The organism is Simplicispira sp. GW247-4R2A, assembly GCF_059424465.1.
Window position 1 is genome coordinate 53,017 of the sequence record NZ_JBWKZM010000016.1, and the last position, 17,549, is coordinate 70,565.

Here is a 17,549-nt window from a genome sequence, read left to right on the forward strand (position 1 = left end):
GCTGCGGCGCAGCATGCTAGCATCCCTGGCTCAAGTTTTTCCTCTGCCGCGCCGTGAATTCCAAACCCCTGAAGATCGTCATCGCCACGCGCGAAAGCCGTTTGGCCCTGTGGCAGGCCGAACATGTGCAAGCCCTGCTGGCGGCACGCGGCCACCAGGTCAGCCTGCTGGGCATGACCACGCTGGGCGACCAGATTCTGGACCGCACGCTCTCCAAGGTCGGCGGCAAAGGCCTGTTCGTGAAAGAGCTGGAAGCCGCGTTGGAGGACGGCCGCGCCGACATCGCCGTGCACTCGCTCAAGGACGTTCCCATGGAATTGCCCGAAGGCTTTGCCCTGGCCTGCGTGATGGAGCGCGAAGACGCACGCGACGCCTTCGTCTCGCCGCGCTACGCCCGCCTGCAAGACCTGCCCCAGGGCGCGGTCGTCGGCACGTCGAGCCTGCGCCGCACCGTGCTGCTGCAAGCGCTGCGGCCCGACCTGCGCATCGAGCCACTGCGCGGCAACCTCGACACCCGTTTGCGCAAGCTCGATGAAGGCCAGTACGAAGCCATCGTGCTGGCGGCCGCTGGCTTGAAACGCCTGGGGCTGCAAGAGCGCATTCGCTGCGAGTTCGACGAGTCCGAAATGCTACCCGCTGCCGGCCAGGGCGCGCTCGGCATCGAGGTGCGCGCTGGCCGCAGCGAGCTGATCGAAGCCCTGGCGCCACTCGCCCACCTGCCCACCTGGCTGCGCGTGGCGGCCGAGCGCGCCGTGAGCCGCTGCATGGGCGGCAGCTGCTCCATGCCCCTGGCCGCGCACGCCCGGCTCGATGGGGCGCAACTGCATATCGACGCCGCCTGGGGCGACCCGGAACTGCGCACGCCGCTGGTGCGCGCCAGCGCGAGCGGGTCGGCGACCACGCTGGCACAGGCCGACGCGCTGGGCCAGGCCGTGGCCGCGCAGCTGCGCGAACGCGGCGCGCACTAGCCAATGCCTGCCGCGCCCCGCGCCCTCATCACGCGCCCAGAACCCGAGGCCTCCCAATGGGTGCAGGCGCTTGCTGCGCGCGGCATTGCGGCGGCGGCGCTGCCGCTGATGGCGATTGCCCCGGCCAGCGACCCGCAGGCGCTGGCTGCAGTGCAAAGGCGCCTGGCCGATTACACCGCCGTGATGGTTGTCAGCGGCAATGCAGCACGCCATTTTTTTGAGTCAAATCAGGCTCTAGCGCTTATGCAGCAAGCGCAACCAGCTATCAAAACAAGAGTGTGGTCACCGGGGCCGGGCACCGCCAGCGTGCTGCACGCCCTGGGCGTTCCTGCCGAGCGCATTGACCAACCGGCAGCCGGGGCCCGCCAGTTCGATTCCGAATCGCTGTGGGAGCGCGTGGGCCCCGGTGTCAGCGCAGGCGACCGGGTATTGGTGGTGCGCGGTAGCGAACCCGGCGCCAACGCCACAGGCAGCGGGCGCGACTGGCTGAGTGCGCAAATCCGCGCGGCAGGCGGCGAGGTGGATTTCGTCGTCGCCTACACGCGCGCCGCGCCGCAGTTCACCCATGACCAGCTTGCGCTGGCCCGCAGCACCGCCGTCACCGGCGGTCCGCTGTGGGTGCTGAGCAGCGCACAGGCCCTGGGCCACCTCTGCGCGGCGCTTCCCGACCAGCGCTGGGACGGCGCTCGCGCTCTGGCCACGCACCCGCGCATCGCCGAGGCGGCGCGCGCAGCAGGCTTCGGAGCGGTTTTCGAGTGCCGGCCCGCGCTGGCGGACGTGGCGACGTCGATAGAATCCCACGCATGAGCACACCCGACGAACCGGCCGCAGCCCCTGGCGCCTTCGCGTCCAGCGCCCGCATGCTGGGCTGGGCACTGGCCCTGGTGGCCGTGCTGGCCGTACTCGGCCTGGCGGGCAGCGCCCTGCTGTGGCAGAGGCTCAGCGGCATTCAGGAAGCGCTGGCCCGCCAAAGCCAGGACGCCGGCCGCCAGGCGATCGAGGCGCGCGCCCTGGCACGCCAGGCGAGCGACCTGGCACAGGAAACCTCGGCCAAGCTGGCGGTGCAGGAAACACGCGTCAACGAAGTGGCCCTGCAGCGCAGCCAGCTCGAAGAATTGATGCAAAGCCTGTCGCGCTCGCGCGACGAAAACCTGGTGGTCGATATCGACGCCGGCCTGCGCCTGGCGCAGCAGCAGGCGCAGCTCACCGGCAGCATGCAGCCGCTGGTGGCAGCCATCAAAAGTGCGCAGCAGCGCATCGAGCGTGCCGCGCAGCCTCGCCTGTCCCCGGTGCAGCGCGCGCTCGCGCTGGACTTGGAGCGCATCTCCAGCGCCAGCGTGACCGACACGGCAGGCCTGCTTGCGCGGCTCGATGAGTTGCTGCGCCAAATCGACGACTTGCCGCTGAAGAACGCCGTGGCCCAGGCGGCGGCCACGCAGCGCCTCGCCGCCAGTGCACACCCCGCGGCGCCAGCGGGCGCGCCCGCGCCCGAGCCCTCTCCCGCCTGGCTGGCGCTGCTCCAGCGGGGCTGGCTGGCGGTACAGGACGAACTGCGCAGCCTCGTGCGCATCCGCCGCATCGACCAGCCAGAAGCCATTCTGATATCGCCCGACCAGGCCTTTTTCCTGCGCGAAAACCTCAAGCTCATGCTGCTCAATGCCCGTTTGGGCATCCTCGCGCGCCAGCTTGACGCCGCGCGCTCCGACATGACCATCGCCAGCAGCGCGCTGAACAAATACTTCGACCCGGCATCGCGCCGCACGCAAAACGCCGCAACGACACTGCAGCAGATTCAGTCGCACCTGAAGACGGCCGAGGCACCCCGCCTGGACGAAACCCTCTCCGCGCTCGCCACGGCGGCCGCTGGGCGCTGAGAACCGGGCCCGCCGATGCGCGCAACCCTCTGGCTCCTGGCGCTGTTTGCCGTGGCGGTGGCCTCGGCCCTGTTTGCCGGCAACAACCAGGGAACGGTCACCGTCTTCTGGCCGCCCTGGCGGCTCGACCTCTCGCTCAACCTGGTCCTGCTGGGCCTTGCCCTGGCATTCACGACGCTGTACGCCGCACTGCGCGGATTCGCGGCGCTCATCGCCCTGCCGCGCCAGGCCCAACGCTGGCGCCTGCAGCAGAAGGAACGCGCCATGCACGGCGCCCTGCTGGACGCGCTGGCGCAGCTCATGAGCGGGCGGTTCCTGCGCTCGCGCAAAGCCGCCCAGGTGGCGCTCGACCAGGAGGCAAGCCTGCGCAGCACCGGCAGTGCGTTGCCGCAGGCCGAATCGGTCCGTGTGCTGGCCAACCTGGTCGCAGCCGATGCCTCGCACGCGCTGCAAGACCGCGGCGAGCGCGAACGCCACCTGGAAGCCGCCTTGCTGCCACCCACCGGCATGGCGAGCGCGCTCGCGCAAGACCTGCGCGAGGGCGCCCAACTGCGCGCCGCCCGCTGGTCGCTCGACGACCGCGAACCCGCTGCGGCGCTGGCGGGTCTCGCTGCACTGCCACAGGGCGCGGCGCGGCGCACGCTGGCCCTGCGCATCAAGCTCAAGGCCACGCGGCTGTCGCAGCAAACGCAAGAAGCACTGGAAACGGCACGCCTGCTGGGCAAGCACCGCGCCTTCTCACCGGCCGCTGCGCAAAGCATCGTGCGGGGCCTGGCCACGGAGCTGATTCGCAGCGCCCACGACCCAGAACAACTCACTGCCAGCTGGCTGGCGCTGGACGCAAGCGAGCGCGCCATGCCCGAGCTGGCCATCCATGCCGCGCAGCGCCTGGCCGAACTCGGCGGCGAGCCAGCCCAGGTGCGCCGCTGGCTCGAACCCGTGTGGCAGCAACTGGTGGAGCACCCTGGCAATCTGGCGGAACTGGACGCGCGCCGTCTGGTGCGCGCACTCGAGACCGCACTCGACTCGCTCGATGCCACCTGGCTGGCACGCATCGAGGCCGCGCAACTGGCCACCCCCCGCGACACGCGCCTGCAATACCTCGCGGGCGTCGCCTGCATGCAGCGCCAACTCTGGGGCAAGGCACAGCAACTGCTGGCCCAGGCTGCACCTGCGCTGCAGGACTCCGGCCTGCGTGCCAACGCCTGGCGGCATCTGGCGCGCCTGGCCGAGCAGCGCGGCGACACCGAGGGCGCGCTTGCCGCCTGGAAGCGCGCAGCACTGGACGCGGCCTGATACCGGGGCGCGGTTGATCGCAGGCTGCGGACAACGGCCTAAACTGGTGGTTTTGCTCGCTGGAGGTTTTCATGCGCACTGCCATCACCCTCGCCGCCCTGCTCGTCACCACGGGTCCCGCCATCGCCGCAGAGTACGCGATCGACCCCGATCACACTTTTGTCACGTTTGCGATAGGGCACTTTGGCACCTCGACCAACCGTGCGCAATTCGAGAAGACAAGCGGCAGCGTGCAGTTTGACCGCGCCGCCAGGACCGGCCAGGTGGACGTGCGCGTCGATACGCACTCGGTGCACAGTGGCAGCCCGGGGTTCAACAAACACCTGCAAAGCGCCGACCTGTTCAACGCCGACAAGTACCCTGAAATGCGCTTTGTCTCCGACCGCTTCGAATTCGACGGCGACCGGGTTGCCAAGGTGCACGGACAGCTGACGCTGCTGGGCAAAACGGCGCCCCTGGTGCTGAGCAGCACGCAGTTCAACTGCTACCAGAGCCCGATCCTCAAGGCCGAGGTGTGTGGCGGTGATTTCGAAGGCAGTATCGACCGCACACAGTGGGGCATGGACTACCTCGTCGCCATGGGCATGCCCAAGACAGTGCAGCTGACGGTGCAGATCGAGGCGGCAAGGAAGTAGCGCGGCTGGGCCTATGTCGCCTACGCTGTTAACTACTATTTTTATAGCTACTAAGGCTTATTTGATAAGCGATAGGGGCTATTTTTCCATGTTTTTGTGTACTGCGCCGGGGACTCCCCGGTCCAGCGGCGAAAGGCGCGCGCAAAGGCGTTGTCGTCGGAAAACCCCAGCGCCTGGCCCACGGCACCGATCGCCTGGCCTGAGCGCAGCGCCTGCAGCGCCATGTCGTGCAGCAGCGCCTCGCGCAGGCCCTTGAAGGAAACGGCTTCCAAGGCCAGCTTGCGGTTGAGGTGGCGCCCGCTCATGCCCAACTGCTCGGCGATGCGCTCTTTTCCCCAGCGCGGGTGGGCGCGCACCAGTTGCTGGACCCGCGCCGAAACGCCGTCCTGCGCCAGCGACGCCAGCACGCCATCGGCCAGTGCACGCAGGTGCTGGTGCAGGCTGCTGCCGGCCTGCACCAGGGCATGGTGCAGTTCGGAGGCATCCATGCACACGGCGTTGACCGCCTGGTCAAAATGCACGGGGCACCCCAGCAAAGCTTCGTAGGCCGCCGGATCGGCGCGCGGCGCGTGCGCCAGCAACACCGCACGCGCCCGGAAACGCCCGTTGGTCATCCAGCGCGCTAGGCTCACCACGCAGCCCATCACGGCCTCCACCCGCTGCGGCAGGCACAGCACATAGGCGGGCAGGTAGCGCAACTGCACCTCGGCGCCTTGTGGCGCTATCTCGAAGCGTGCGTTATCCCCGATGATGGGGGCGTATTCGGTCAGCACCTCCAGGCCATCGCCCAGGGTGTCGCAGCTCAGCAGCAGCATGCCCACGATGTCCAGATGCCCGGCCTGCAGGTCGGTTCCCAGGCGCAGCGCGGCCAGCGGGTCGCCCGGACAGGCGGCGATGAACAGCGCCCACAGGGCCTCCTGGCGCGCCATGTCCACCCGACCCTCCTGCACCGTGTCGTCGCACATGGCTTCGGGCACCTTGCCTCCCTGGCGCTCGATGGCTGCCACCAGAGCATGGGTAAACCGCGCCGTCACGCTGAAACTCTCGCGCTGCATGCTGCTCCTTTGCCTCCCGGTCATGAATTGACGTGCCAGTGTCCTGTATGGACCGCTGCGGCGTCCAGCAGCCCTTTTACAGTCCCATGCAAAACCCGGCAGCAGGCGGTTGCACGCGGTCCAATAATATTCAGGAGACACACCATGGCGCCCATTGACCAGGTGCAATTGCATTTCAACCCGCAGACGTTGCAGATCCTCAACGCCGTTCTGGGTCTGGTGATGTTCGGCGTGGCGCTGGACCTCAAGGTCGAGGATTTTCGCAGCGCCCTCAAAACGCCCAAGGCGCTGGCCCTGGGCCTGTTCGGGCACCACGTGCTGTTTCCGGCCATGACCTATGTGCTGGTCTGGATGCTGCAACCCCAGCCCAGCATCGCGCTGGGCATGATTCTGGTGTCGTCCTGCCCGGCCGGGCACATCTCCAACTTTCTGGTGCATTTCTCGCGCGGCAACACGGCGCTGTCGGTCAGCGTGAGCGCGCTGTCCACGCTGGTGGCGCTGGTGATGACGCCGCTCAACTTTGCCTTCTGGGGCAACCTGAGCCCGGTCACCAGCGGCCTGATGAAGCAAGTGGCAATGAGCCCCTGGGAGATGCTTGAAATCGTCGTGCTGTTGCTGGGGGTGCCGCTGGTGCTGGGCATGGCGGTGGCGCACCGCTACCCCGGCTTTGCCGCACGCATTCGCAAGCCCATGAAATGGCTGTCGCTTCTGGTGCTGCTGGGTTTCATCGTGGGTGCGCTGGCCGCCAACTTCCAGCATTTTCTGGCGTACATCCAGTTTGTGGTCCTGGTGGTGTTCATTCACAACCTGCTGGCGCTGACCACGGGTTACAGCCTGTCGGCCGCCCTGGGGCTGCCCGAGCGCGACCGGCGCGCCATCACTTTTGAGATGGGCATCCAGAACTCGGGCCTGGGGCTGATCCTGATCTTCAACTTCTTCAACGGTCTGGGTGGCATGGCCATCGTCACCGCGTGGTGGGGTATCTGGCACATCGTGGCGGGCATGACGCTGGCCCTGTTCTGGAAGCGCCGCGACCCTGGCGGCGCCCCGACCGCTCAAGCCGCAGCGACTGCGCCATGACCGCCCTCCGCGTTCTTGTGACGGGTGCCAGCGGCTACCTGGGCCGCCAGGTCGTCGCCCGGTTGGCCGACCCAGCCTTGCCCGGCCGCCCGGTGCACATCGTGGCGCACGACATCCGCTCGCCCGCCGAACGCCTGCCCGGCGTGGTGTACGAGGAGGCCGACATCCGCGACCCACGCATCGCAGACGCCCTGGCAGAGCAGGCCATCGACACCGTGGTGCACCTGGCCTCCATCGTGACGCCCGGCAAGGGAAGCCGCCGCGACTTTGAATACGACGTCGACGTGAACGGCTCCCGCAATCTGCTGCAAGCCTGCGTGCAGCAAGGCGTGCGGCGCATCGTGGTGTCGTCCAGCGGCGCCGCCTATGGCTACCACGCCGACAACCCGGCCTGGCTGACCGAGGACATGCCGGTGCGCGGCAACGAGGTGTTTGCCTATGCCCATCACAAGCGGCTGGTGGAAGAGATGCTGGCCGAGTACCGCCACAGCCACCCCGCGCTGGAACAGGTGGTGCTGCGCATCGGCACCATCCTGGGCGCCACGGTGCACAACCAGATCACCGATCTGTTTGAAAAACCGCGCCTGCTGGCCATCCGGGGCAGCGACAGCCCGTTCGTCTTCATCTGGGACCAGGATGTGGTGGGCATCATCCTGCGCGCCGTCTCGGGCGGCCCACCGGGCATCTACAACGTCGCGGGCGACGGTGCCCTCACCATCCACGAGATCGCCCAGCGCCTGGGCAAGCCGACGCTGCAACTGCCCGCCTGGCTGCTGCAGGCCGCGCTGGCCCTACTCAAACCGCTGGGGCTCACGCAATACGGCCCCGAGCAACTGGACTTTCTGCGCTACCGGCCGGTGCTGTTGAACACCAGGCTCAAGACTACCTTTGGCTACACGCCCACCTACACCTCGGCCGAGGTGTTCGAGCTGTACCGCCAGGCGCGCATGCAAACCCGCAAGCAGAGTGCCTAAACATGCGCAGCTTTGAAGCACGCGGTGTCGTCATCACCGGCGCAGCGGGTGGCCTGGGCCAGGCGCTGGTAGCTGCATTCCTGCAAACCGGCGCACGCGTGCTGGCACTCGACTGCAACGCCGCAGCGCTCGCCGCCATGCAGGAGGCAATGTCCGCCCAGGCAACAGGCCACGCCCTCGCGCTGACGACCCTGGTGTGCGACATCACCCAGCCCCAGGACTGCGACGCTGCCATCGCCCATGCGGTGGCCCTGTGGGGCGGCGTGGATGTGCTGGTCAACAACGCCGGCATTTCCCACCGCAGCCTGTTCGCCGACACCGACCCGGCCGTCATCCGCAAAGTGATGGAGGTGAACTTCTTTGGCGCCGTGCACATGACCCATGCCGCCCTGCCCCACATCGTGGCTCGGCGCGGGGTCCTGGCAGCGCTCTCCAGCGTGGCGGGCTACGCCCCTTTGCTGGGCCGCACCGGCTATTGCGCCAGCAAGCACGCCCTGCACGGCTTCTTTGACACCCTGCGCACCGAGGTGCAGGAGCACGGCGTGCAGGTCACGCTCATCTGCCCGTCCTTCATTGCCACGGGCATTGGCGCGGCAGCGCTGGGCGGCTCCGGGGCAGCGGCCACGGCACCCCGCATCACCACCGGGGGCGAGTCTGCACCGCAGGACATCGCCCGGCGCATCCTGGCCGCGCTGGCGCAGGGCCGCGCGCAGCTTTTGCCCGACCGCACCTCACGTATGGCCTGGTGGGTCAGCCGACTGGCCCCCGGCTTGTACGCCCGCACCATGCGGCGCCGCGTTCGCACCGAGTTTGAAAAATAAACACCCCAGGAGACAGCACCATGCACGCACGCACCCCCCGCCACGCGGCACTCATCATGGCGGTATGCCTGGCCGGCGCAGCCCTGCTGGCCGCGCCGGCGAGGGCCGTCCCCATTGCGGTACAAGACCCTGACGGCAAACCGATTCCCACCGTGATGGTGAGCCGCCAGCCGGTCAAGAGGGCAGCAGTGGACACCTCCGACAACGGCTACCCAGCCAGCGGCCAACAGCAGCAAGCCTATGTGGAGCTGGCCCGCTTTACCGATGCGCAGGGGCAGGTCGATATTCCCCCGGCCGAATTCCCCTGGAAGATTCGCCTGCGCAAGCCCGGTTACAAGGATCGAACGCTCCTGGCCAAGGAGCTTGGCAGCACGGCCGTCGTCATGGCCCCGGAGCATGACCCCGCCGCCTTGGCCGAGCAGCAGCCGGCCAATGCCTGGTCGTCCACCATCGACTTTGCAAACCCCGCGCTGAAAAAAGAGTTCATGCTGCAATGCAATTTCTGCCACCAACAGGGGGGGCCTCAGCTGCGCCGCGACCGTTCGGCCGATGAATGGCGCGCCGCCATCCAACGCATGATGCGCTATGGCTCGCGCCTGTCCAGCCAGGAGCAGAAAGAGATTCCCGCCCTGCTGGAGGCGCACTGGAAGAAGATCCACGCCAACCCCTCACTGGTGCCGGCCGGCACACCCTGGGGGGCATCCCTGGCCAAAGCCACCATCCGCGAACTGCCCATTGGCGACAGCATGTCGCAAATGCACGATTTGCTGCTGCATTCCAACGGCATGGTGTATGTAGGGGACAACCTGCAGGACCGGGTCTACGAAGTGGACCCCGCCACGGGCCGGTACACCGTCTACAAGATCCCTCCACGGCCGGGCGACAAGCTCGGCGGCCTGCTGGCGGGTCGCCTGCGCGATTTCCCCAAGCACGAAACCTACCAGGGCATCCACTCGCTGGCAGAGTCCCCCAAGGACGGGCACATCTTCATCACACCCTCGTACCAGCGGCGCCTGATCGAATTCGACCCAAAGACCAAGGCATTCATTTACCACGACATGGACGGCGGCTTTTACCCGCACACCGTGCGTTTCGACGCCAAGAACCGTGTCTGGTTCACGCTGGCGCTCAGCAACCAGGTCGGCATGTACGACCGTGCAGCGGACAAGTTCACCTTCTACGATCTGCCATTTCGCAGCCTGATGGAACGCATCACCGTCAAGCTCACGCCGTTCATCTTCAAGCTGCTGGGCTGGGGCATCCCGATTGCCAACTACGTCAACGTGGACCACGTTTCCACCGGCGTCCCCCTGCCCTACGGCATTGACATCACCCCAGACGGCAAGGCCTGGATTGCCCGGCTGCACACCGACGAGATCGCCTCGGTGGACCCCGATACCGGCAAAGTGACCATGGTCAAAACCCCGTTCAGCGCGCCCCGGCGCCTGCGCAGTGATCGGGAGGGCAACCTGTGGATCACGGCCTTCAACGAATCGCAAATCGTGCGCTACACCCCCAGCACCGGTGCGTTCATGCGCCTGGACCTGCCGGTCGTTCCCAAGGGCAGCGACACCCCGTACGCGCTCAATGTGGACCGGGTGCGCAACCAGGTATGGGTCAACGGCACCAACTCCGATTCGGTCTACCGCTACGACATCGCCACACAGACCTGGAGCATGTTCCCCATGCAGCGCCACGTCACCTTTACCCGCGACGTGGAAATCTCACCGGCCGGAAAGGTCTATGTCACCAGCGCCTCATTTCCCAGCTGGCAGATCGAGGATGGCCAGCCCACCCTGATCGAAATCACCCCGCAATAGGCGCTGAGTTGCGAGCATGCCAATCTCCCTGCGGCGCTTTTACCTCTCGTGCCTGCTGGCGTTTACCGGCGGGCACATGGTCAACTACACCGTCATCCTGTACCTGCAGGAGAAGGTGGGTTCGGACTGGCTCTCCGGCGTGGGGTTTGGCCTGTCGTTCGGCAGCTCGCTCGTGTTTGGCTGGTTTGCCGGGGTTTTGTGCGACCGCATGGCGCCGGCGCGGGTGATCCACGGCGCCCAGGCCCTGTTTCTGCTGTGTCTGGCCGGTCTGTGGTGGACCGACGCCGGCACCACCGGCCAGAGCCGCTTGGCCTGGACCCTGTTCTCGGCATTTCTGGGCGGCCTCGCCTGGTCTTTTGTCGGCCCGGCCCGGCTGGCCACTCTGGGGCAGATTGCCCCGGCGGACAAGCTCAAGCCCGCGACCATCGTCTTCAACCTGCAGGTGCTGCTGGGGTTTGGCCTGGCGCCTGTGGTGATTGGCGTGGTGCGCAGCCACTTTGGCTGGCCCGCCGTGTTTGCCACGGGCATGGGCTTGTTTGTCGCCTCTTCTCTGTTGCTGCTGGGCACCCGCACCCACGGCAGCGACCGCCCCCGCCTGGGTGTAGCGCAGGAAATGCGCGAAGGTTTTGCCGCCGTGGGCGCCAACCCCTTGCTGGCACAGCTCATCGTGGCCGCCATCGTGGCCTATGCCATGACCGGCCCCATGCAGATTCTGCTGCCCAAATTGGCGCGTGAAGTGCTCGGCCTGTCGGAACTGCAGCGCGGCGGCTACCTGGGCCTGATGGCGCTGACGCTGATTGCCGGGGGCGTCACGGCCTTGCTTCTCAGCAAGCACCTGCACCACGGCGCTGCCATCTTCGTCGGCACCGTCACGGCCAGCCTGCTCTTTGCGTCGCTCAGCCACTGGAGCAGCACCGCCGCATCGGCCACGGCGCTGGGCGGCATGGGCCTGCTGGGCGGCATGGTCATCAGCTTCGTCATCGCCGGCATCCAGGGCCAGGCGCCCGATGCCCTGCGCGGGCGCATCATGGGCATTTATTCCATCATTTCACAGGTGGTTCCAGCCGCCTCGGGCGTGGCAGCCGGTGCGCTGGTGCGCACCACCGGTGTCACAAGCGCCATCGCCATGGCGGGCGTGGGCCTGGCGGGTGTGGCATTGCTGGCCGCGCTGGCAATGCCCCAACTGCGCCGCATGCGGGCCTGACGCCACTGCATTCGCATAAAATTGCCCGCTCCTCCCCCTACACTGCCACGCCCTGTGGCCCAGCGGCATCCCGAGGGATGCCGTTGTGTTTTTCTGAAGACAGCCCCAGCCATGACCGACCCCGCCCGCCAACCCGGCCTGCAATCCCTGTCCAAATCCTTCGAGCCCGCTGCGCTGGAAGCGCACTGGGGCCCCGAATGGGAAAAGCGCGGCTACGGTAGGGCCGGCGTGCGCGGCACCGGCGTGCCACAGGCCGACGCGCCCTCGTTTGCCATCCAGTTGCCGCCGCCCAATGTGACGGGCACGCTGCACATGGGGCACGCGTTCAACCAGACCATCATGGACAGCCTGACCCGCTACCACCGCATGCGGGGCTTCAACACCGTGTGGGTGCCGGGCACCGACCATGCGGGCATTGCCACGCAGATCGTCGTCGAGCGCCAGTTGCAAGAACAAGGCATCAGCCGCCACGCCATGGGCCCGACGCCGGATGTGGCGCGCAAGAACTTCGTCGCCAAGGTGTGGGAGTGGAAGGAGCACAGCGGCAACACCATCACCACGCAGATGCGCCGCATGGGCGACAGCGTGGACTGGAGCCGCGAATACTTCACCATGGACGACAAGCTCTCCAAGGTGGTGACCGACACCTTTGTGAAGCTGTATGAGCAAGGCCTGATCTACCGCGGCAAGCGCCTGGTGAACTGGGACCCCAAGCTGCAGTCCGCCGTGTCCGACCTCGAAGTGGAAAACGAGGAAAAAGACGGCTCGCTGTGGCACATCGCCTACCCGCTGGCCGATGGCTCGGGCAGCCTGACCGTGGCCACCACGCGGCCCGAGACCATGCTGGGCGACGTGGCGGTGATGGTGCACCCCGAGGACGAGCGCTACCAGCACCTGATTGGCAAGATGGTGACGCTGCCCCTGGTAGGCCGCGAGATTCCCGTGATTGCCGACGAGTACGTGGACAAGGCATTCGGCACCGGCGTGGTCAAGGTCACGCCCGCGCACGACCAGAACGACTACGCCGTGGGCCAGCGCCACAAGCTGCCCATGATTTGCGTGCTGACCCTGGCCGCCACCATCAACGAAAACGCCCCGGAAAAGTACCGAGGCATGGACCGCTTCGTCGCCCGCAAAGCCGTGGTGGCCGACCTCGAAGCCATTGGCGCGCTGGTCGAGGTGAAGAAGCACAAGCTCATGGTCCCCATCTGCACGCGCACCGGCCAGGTGGTGGAACCCATGCTGACCGACCAATGGTTTGTCGCCATGAGCAAGGTGGGCGAAGGCGATGCCACCGGCAAAAGCATCGCGCAAAAGGCCATCGACGCCGTCGCTTCGGGCGAAGTGCAGTTCGTGCCCGAAAACTGGGTCAACACCTACAACCAGTGGATGAACAACATCCAGGACTGGTGCATCAGCCGCCAGCTCTGGTGGGGCCACCAGATTCCGGCCTGGTACGACGAGGACGGCAACGTGATCGTGGCGCGCAGCGCAGCCGAAGCGCAAGCCAAGGCGCCCGGCAAAACGCTGCGCCGCGACGACGACGTGCTCGACACCTGGTACTCGTCGGCCCTCGTGCCGTTTTCCACCATGGGCTGGCCGGACGCCGTGCCCGAGCCCAGCAAGACCAAGGACTACGACCTGTACCTGCCCAGCAGCGTGCTGGTGACCGGCTACGACATCATCTTCTTCTGGGTGGCCAGGATGATCATGATGACCACGCATTTCACCGGCCGCGTGCCATTCAAGCACGTGTACATCCACGGCCTGGTGCGCGACGCGCAGGGCAAGAAGATGAGCAAGAGCGAGGGCAACGTGCTCGACCCGGTGGACCTGATCGACGGCATTGCCCTCGAACCCCTGCTGGGCAAACGCACCACCGGCCTGCGCAGGCCCGAGACCGCGCCCACCGTGCGCAAGAACACGCAAAAGGAATTCCCCGAGGGCATTCCGGCCTACGGCGCCGACGCGCTGCGCTTCACCTTTGCCGCGCTGGCCAGCCTGGGCCGCAGCATCAACTTCGACAGCAAGCGCTGCGAGGGCTACCGCAATTTCTGCAACAAGCTCTGGAACGCCAGCCGCTTCGTGCTGATGAACTGCGAAGGCCAGGATTGCGGGCTGGACACCAGCCACGGCTGCACCGAGGACTACCTGCACTTCAGCCCGTGCGATCGCTGGATCGTCTCGGCCCTGCAAAAAACCGAGAGCGACGTCGCCAAGGGCTTTGCCGAATACCGCCTCGACAACGTTGCCAACACGATTTACGACTTCGTCTGGAACGAGTTCTGCGACTGGTACCTGGAAATCGCCAAGGTGCAGATCCAGACCGGCGATGCAGCGCAGCAGCGCGCCACGCGGCGCACGCTGATTCGGGTGCTCGAAGCCATCCTGCGCCTCGCCCACCCCGTCATCCCTTTCATTACCGAGGAGCTCTGGCAGAAGGTAGCGCCTGTCGCCGGCCTGGCGGGTGAATCGGTCTCCATCGCCCGCTACCCTGAGAGCCAGAGCGAAAAAATCGACCAGGAGGCCGATGCCTATGTCGCGCGCCTGAAAGCCTTGGTGGACGCCTGCCGGACACTGCGTGGCGAAATGAACGTCTCGCCCGCCACGCGCCTGCCGCTGTATGCGCTGGGCGACGCAGAGTTCCTGCGCATGTCGGCCCCCGTGCTGCAAGCCCTGGCCAAGCTCTCCGAAGTGCGGGTGTTTGACCAGGAGGCCACCTGGCAAGCCGCCGCCCAGGCGGCGCCGGTGGCGGTGGTCGGCAGCGCGCGCCTGTGCCTGCACATGGAAATTGATGTCACGGCCGAGCGCGCGCGTCTGACAAAAGAAGCCGCTCGCATCGCAGGCGAACTGGGCAAGGCGCGTGCCAAACTGGCCAACGAAGCCTTCGTCGCCAAGGCGCCCGCTGCCGTGCTCGACCAGGAAAGGCGCCGCATGGCCGACTTCACCAGCACGCTTGATCGCCTGCAGGAGCAATTGCAGCGACTGGGCTAGGCATTGCATTGAAGAACCCGCAAAGGATTGTCATGGCCTCCACCCCACACGCCACCGTTCGCAAAGCCGTCTTCCCCGTCGCCGGCCTGGGCACCCGCTTTCTGCCGGCCACCAAGGCCAGCCCGAAGGAAATGCTGCCGGTGGTGGACAAGCCGCTGATTCAGTACGCGGTGGAAGAGGCCTACGCCGCCGGCATCCGCCACATGGTCTTCGTCACCGGGCGCAGCAAGCGCGCCATTGAAGACCATTTCGACACCGCCTATGAGTTGGAAAACGAGCTGGAGACCGCCGGAAAGACCGATCTGCTCGAACTCGTGCGCTCGGTACAGCCCCGTGACATGGACTGCGCCTTTGTGCGCCAGCCACGCTCGCTCGGCCTGGGCCACGCCGTGCTGTGCGCCGAACCGCTCATCGGCAACGAACCCTTTGCCGTGCTGCTGGCCGACGACCTGATGCGCGGCCCGGTGGGCGGCATGCCCGTGCTGGCGCAAATGGTGCAGGCCTTTCGCCAGCAGGGCCGCTCGGTGATTGCGGTGCAGGAAGTGCCGCAAGAGCAAGTCAACCGCTACGGCATCGTGGCCGGTGAGCCGGCCGGCGGCCCACTGATCCGGATCGACCGCATCGTGGAAAAACCTGCTCCAAAAGATGCGCCATCCCGCATGGGCGTGGCGGGCCGCTACATCCTCACACCAGCCATCTTCGATCAGATCCGCTCCCAGCCCACAGGCGCGGGCGGCGAGATCCAGCTCACCGACGCCATCGGGCGCCTGATGGAGCATGAGGCGGTGTATGCCTTCCAGTACGAAGGCAAGCGCTACGACTGCGGCAGCAAGGAAGGCTTCTTGCAGGCCACGGTGGAACTGGCGCTGGAGCACCCGGAAGTGGGGGCTTCGTTTCGCAGCTACCTCAAGACGCTAACGCTTTGAGGCTGGGCGGTTTGCTACTTTTTTGATAGCTTCTAACGCTTGTACACAAAGCGCTGAAAGCCTATTTGGCTTAATATTTTCTTCAGCGAAGCCAAGGAAAATCTACCGCCGCCGCAGCAGGTGGATGTATTCGTCGCCCACCGTCTCCTGCCCCACCAGCTCGTTGCCGGTTTGCTTGGCAAAGGCCTGGAAGTCGCGCACCGAGCCGCTGTCGGTCGCCACCACCTTGAGCACCTGGCCGCTGTCCATATCGGCCAAAGCCTTTTTGGCCTTGAGGATGGGCAGCGGGCAATTGAGGCCCCGGGTATCGATTTCCTTGTCGATGTTCATCGTATTCAGTCCTTTGGCGGCAGATCGAGCCCACGGCGCCGCTCTGCATTTTCTTCGTCCGTGAAAAATACCGGCTCATGCCCGCGGGTGCGCAGCCAGTCGGCCAGCGCGTACCCCGTGCCGGCGGGCCAGCATTTGAGATCCTGCAGATCGTACAGCCGGTAGTCCACCAGTTCGGGCGACAGCCGCACCTGCCCCGTGGCCACCACGTGGTAGGCAATGATGACCTGGTTCATGCGCAGAAATTCATAGGAACCGACCAAGGTGCTGCTCTGCACGTCGAGATTGGTTTCCTCCTTGACCTCGCGCGCGATACCGGCTTGTGGCGATTCACCCGCCTCCATGAAACCGGTGATCAGCGCAAACATCTTGCCCGGCCAGGCAGCGTTGCGCGCCAGCAGCACCTTGCCGTCGATCTCGACGATGGCAGCGAGCACCGGCGTGGGGTTGTTCCAGTGCGTCCAGCCGCAGGCCGGGCAGCGCAGGCGCTCCACATCGCCGCTGTCTTCTGCCTGGGTGATCAGAGCCAACGGCGTGGCGCAGTGGGTGCAAAAGCGCGTTTCGTACTGCATCGCTTCCTTTTTGATAGCTGGTAGCGCTTATGGATTAAGCGCTAGAGGCCGATTTGACTAAAATTCTAGGCGGGAAAGACGCCCGTGGAGAGGTAGCGATCACCCCGATCGCACACCACAAAGGCAATCGTCGCATCGTGCTCGCGCAGCGCAATCTGCTGCGCCACCCAGCAGGCACCGGCCGCTGAGATGCCCGCAAAAATGCCCTCTTCGCGCGCCATGCGGCGGCACATGTCTTCGGCGTCGTCCTGGCTGACCAGTACCAGCTCGTCAATGGCTTTGGCGTCGTAGATGGCAGGCATGTAGGCCTCGGGCCACTTGCGGATGCCGGGAATCCGCGAGCCCTCTTGCGGCTGCGCGCCGATCACCAGAATCTTCGGGTTTTTTTCTTTGAGAAAGCGCGACACCCCGGTGATGGTGCCTGTCGTCCCCATGGCGCTGACGAAGTGCGTGATGCGGCCTTCGGTCTGCTCCCACAGCTCTGGCCCGGTGGTCTCATAGTGAATGCGGGGGTTGTCGGGGTTGGCAAATTGGTCCAGCACGCGTCCCTTGCCTTGCTTTTGCATGCCGACCGCCAGATCGCGCGCATATTCCATGCCGCCGCTCTTGGGCGTGAGGATCAGCTCGGCGCCAAACGCCTTCATGGCCTGGGCACGCTCGGCCGAACCATCTTCGGGCATGACCAGCACCATGCGGTAACCGCGAATCGCCGCCGCCATGGCCAGGGCAATGCCGGTATTGCCCGAGGTCGCCTCGATCAGCGTGTCGCCAGGGCGAATATCGCCGCGCTCCTCGGCACGCCGGATCATCGAGAGCGCCGGCCGATCCTTGACCGAACCGGCAGGGTTGTTGCCTTCGAGCTTGGCCAGCACCACGTTGCGCCGCTCGGCGTTGTCTTGCACACCAATGCGCTGCAGTGCCACCAAGGGCGTTTTTCCTACCGTGTCCTCAATTGTTGGGTATTGCATGCGCCCTACTGTGCCATAATTTGCGGCTGCAT

16 protein-coding genes are annotated in these 17,549 nt (G+C 66.2%); 12 read left to right on the plus strand and 4 right to left on the minus strand.

From position 1 onward, the window contains the following. Positions 1-53: 53 nt before the first annotated feature. The 5 genes from hemC (at position 54) to AC07ZH_RS12065 (ending at position 4,773) form a co-directional block, all read left to right on the plus strand. Positions 54-968 (plus strand): hydroxymethylbilane synthase, encoded by a 915-nt coding sequence (gene hemC / locus AC07ZH_RS12045; RefSeq protein ID WP_495199939.1) that lies wholly within the window; start codon positions 54-56, stop codon positions 966-968. Between the two features lie 3 nt (positions 969-971). Further along, entirely contained in the window at positions 972-1,775 is an 804-nt protein-coding gene (locus AC07ZH_RS12050) for a uroporphyrinogen-III synthase (RefSeq protein WP_495199940.1), read from the plus strand. Further along, positions 1,772-2,842, plus strand: a complete 1,071-nt coding sequence (locus AC07ZH_RS12055; RefSeq protein ID WP_495199941.1) for a uroporphyrinogen-III C-methyltransferase — start codon at positions 1,772-1,774, stop codon at positions 2,840-2,842. Before AC07ZH_RS12050 ends, AC07ZH_RS12055 begins: the two co-directional genes overlap by 4 nt. Positions 2,843-2,857: 15 nt before the next feature. Continuing rightward, positions 2,858-4,138 (plus strand): heme biosynthesis protein HemY, encoded by a 1,281-nt coding sequence (locus AC07ZH_RS12060; protein ID WP_495199942.1) that lies wholly within the window; start codon positions 2,858-2,860, stop codon positions 4,136-4,138. Positions 4,139-4,209: 71 nt separating this feature from the next. Next, positions 4,210-4,773 (plus strand): YceI family protein, encoded by a 564-nt coding sequence (locus AC07ZH_RS12065; protein WP_119108718.1) that lies wholly within the window; start codon positions 4,210-4,212, stop codon positions 4,771-4,773. Between the two features lie 50 nt (positions 4,774-4,823). Here the strand turns inward: AC07ZH_RS12065 and AC07ZH_RS12070 are convergent, their stop codons facing one another. After that, a complete protein-coding gene (locus AC07ZH_RS12070; protein ID WP_495199943.1) occupies positions 4,824-5,828 on the minus strand; it encodes an AraC family transcriptional regulator in 1,005 nt (334 codons plus the stop codon). Positions 5,829-5,972: 144 nt separating this feature from the next. Here AC07ZH_RS12070 and AC07ZH_RS12075 point away from each other — a divergent pair, with 144 nt between their 5' ends. From AC07ZH_RS12075 to galU, 7 genes are all read left to right on the plus strand, one after another. Continuing rightward, on the plus strand, positions 5,973-6,908 hold the full coding sequence (locus tag AC07ZH_RS12075) for a bile acid:sodium symporter family protein (protein ID WP_495199944.1): 936 nt from the start codon (positions 5,973-5,975) through the stop codon (positions 6,906-6,908). Continuing rightward, positions 6,905-7,882 carry an SDR family oxidoreductase gene (locus tag AC07ZH_RS12080; RefSeq protein ID WP_495199945.1) on the plus strand — a complete coding sequence of 326 codons (978 nt, stop codon included), beginning with the start codon at positions 6,905-6,907 and terminating at the stop codon, positions 7,880-7,882. The genes AC07ZH_RS12075 and AC07ZH_RS12080 overlap by 4 nt, the downstream gene beginning before the upstream one ends. Before the next feature lie 2 nt (positions 7,883-7,884). Beyond that, positions 7,885-8,703, plus strand: coding sequence for an SDR family oxidoreductase (locus tag AC07ZH_RS12085; protein ID WP_495199946.1), 819 nt, complete (start codon positions 7,885-7,887; stop codon positions 8,701-8,703). 20 nt (positions 8,704-8,723) lie between these two features. Further along, positions 8,724-10,523: a Vgb family protein gene (locus AC07ZH_RS12090; protein ID WP_495199947.1), complete on the plus strand. Its 1,800-nt coding sequence runs from the start codon at positions 8,724-8,726 to the stop codon at positions 10,521-10,523. 16 nt (positions 10,524-10,539) lie between these two features. Beyond that, a complete protein-coding gene (locus AC07ZH_RS12095; protein WP_495199948.1) occupies positions 10,540-11,727 on the plus strand; it encodes an MFS transporter in 1,188 nt (395 codons plus the stop codon). Positions 11,728-11,838: 111 nt separating this feature from the next. After that, complete coding sequence (locus tag AC07ZH_RS12100; protein WP_495199949.1) at positions 11,839-14,721, plus strand: valine--tRNA ligase; 2,883 nt, start codon at positions 11,839-11,841, stop codon at positions 14,719-14,721. Positions 14,722-14,753: 32 nt separating this feature from the next. Continuing rightward, positions 14,754-15,647: a UTP--glucose-1-phosphate uridylyltransferase GalU gene (galU, locus tag AC07ZH_RS12105; protein WP_495199950.1), complete on the plus strand. Its 894-nt coding sequence runs from the start codon at positions 14,754-14,756 to the stop codon at positions 15,645-15,647. A gap of 102 nt (positions 15,648-15,749) precedes the next feature. Here galU and AC07ZH_RS12110 read toward each other — a convergent pair whose 3' ends face one another. From AC07ZH_RS12110 to cysM, 3 genes are all read right to left on the minus strand, one after another. Further along, the gene (locus AC07ZH_RS12110) at positions 15,750-15,977 is read right to left on the minus strand and encodes a sulfurtransferase TusA family protein (RefSeq protein ID WP_119108725.1); all 228 of its coding nucleotides are present in this window, start codon (positions 15,975-15,977) and stop codon (positions 15,750-15,752) included. 5 nt (positions 15,978-15,982) lie between these two features. Further along, positions 15,983-16,549 (minus strand): NUDIX domain-containing protein, encoded by a 567-nt coding sequence (locus AC07ZH_RS12115; RefSeq protein ID WP_495199951.1) that lies wholly within the window; start codon positions 16,547-16,549, stop codon positions 15,983-15,985. A 65-nt stretch (positions 16,550-16,614) separates the two neighbouring features. Next, a complete protein-coding gene (gene cysM / locus AC07ZH_RS12120) occupies positions 16,615-17,517 on the minus strand; it encodes a cysteine synthase CysM (protein ID WP_119109429.1) in 903 nt (300 codons plus the stop codon). Positions 17,518-17,549 lie beyond the last annotated feature (32 nt).

Bases quoted from the DNA above. Each gene is read 5' to 3' on its own strand.
- AC07ZH_RS12050 (WP_495199940.1), top strand. From the start codon at position 972: ATGCCTGCCGCGCCCCGCGCCCTCATCACGCGCCCAGAACCCGAGGCC.
- AC07ZH_RS12055 (WP_495199941.1), top strand. From the start codon at position 1,772: ATGAGCACACCCGACGAACCGGCCGCAGCCCCTGGCGCCTTCGCGTCC.
- AC07ZH_RS12060 (WP_495199942.1), top strand. From the start codon at position 2,858: ATGCGCGCAACCCTCTGGCTCCTGGCGCTGTTTGCCGTGGCGGTGGCC.
- AC07ZH_RS12065 (WP_119108718.1), top strand. From the start codon at position 4,210: ATGCGCACTGCCATCACCCTCGCCGCCCTGCTCGTCACCACGGGTCCC.
- AC07ZH_RS12070 (WP_495199943.1), bottom strand. From the start codon at position 5,828: ATGCAGCGCGAGAGTTTCAGCGTGACGGCGCGGTTTACCCATGCTCTG.
- AC07ZH_RS12075 (WP_495199944.1), top strand. From the start codon at position 5,973: ATGGCGCCCATTGACCAGGTGCAATTGCATTTCAACCCGCAGACGTTG.
- AC07ZH_RS12080 (WP_495199945.1), top strand. From the start codon at position 6,905: ATGACCGCCCTCCGCGTTCTTGTGACGGGTGCCAGCGGCTACCTGGGC.
- AC07ZH_RS12085 (WP_495199946.1), top strand. From the start codon at position 7,885: ATGCGCAGCTTTGAAGCACGCGGTGTCGTCATCACCGGCGCAGCGGGT.
- AC07ZH_RS12090 (WP_495199947.1), top strand. From the start codon at position 8,724: ATGCACGCACGCACCCCCCGCCACGCGGCACTCATCATGGCGGTATGC.
- AC07ZH_RS12095 (WP_495199948.1), top strand. From the start codon at position 10,540: ATGCCAATCTCCCTGCGGCGCTTTTACCTCTCGTGCCTGCTGGCGTTT.
- AC07ZH_RS12100 (WP_495199949.1), top strand. From the start codon at position 11,839: ATGACCGACCCCGCCCGCCAACCCGGCCTGCAATCCCTGTCCAAATCC.
- galU (WP_495199950.1), top strand. From the start codon at position 14,754: ATGGCCTCCACCCCACACGCCACCGTTCGCAAAGCCGTCTTCCCCGTC.
- AC07ZH_RS12110 (WP_119108725.1), bottom strand. From the start codon at position 15,977: ATGAACATCGACAAGGAAATCGATACCCGGGGCCTCAATTGCCCGCTG.
- AC07ZH_RS12115 (WP_495199951.1), bottom strand. From the start codon at position 16,549: ATGCAGTACGAAACGCGCTTTTGCACCCACTGCGCCACGCCGTTGGCT.
- cysM (WP_119109429.1), bottom strand. From the start codon at position 17,517: ATGCAATACCCAACAATTGAGGACACGGTAGGAAAAACGCCCTTGGTG.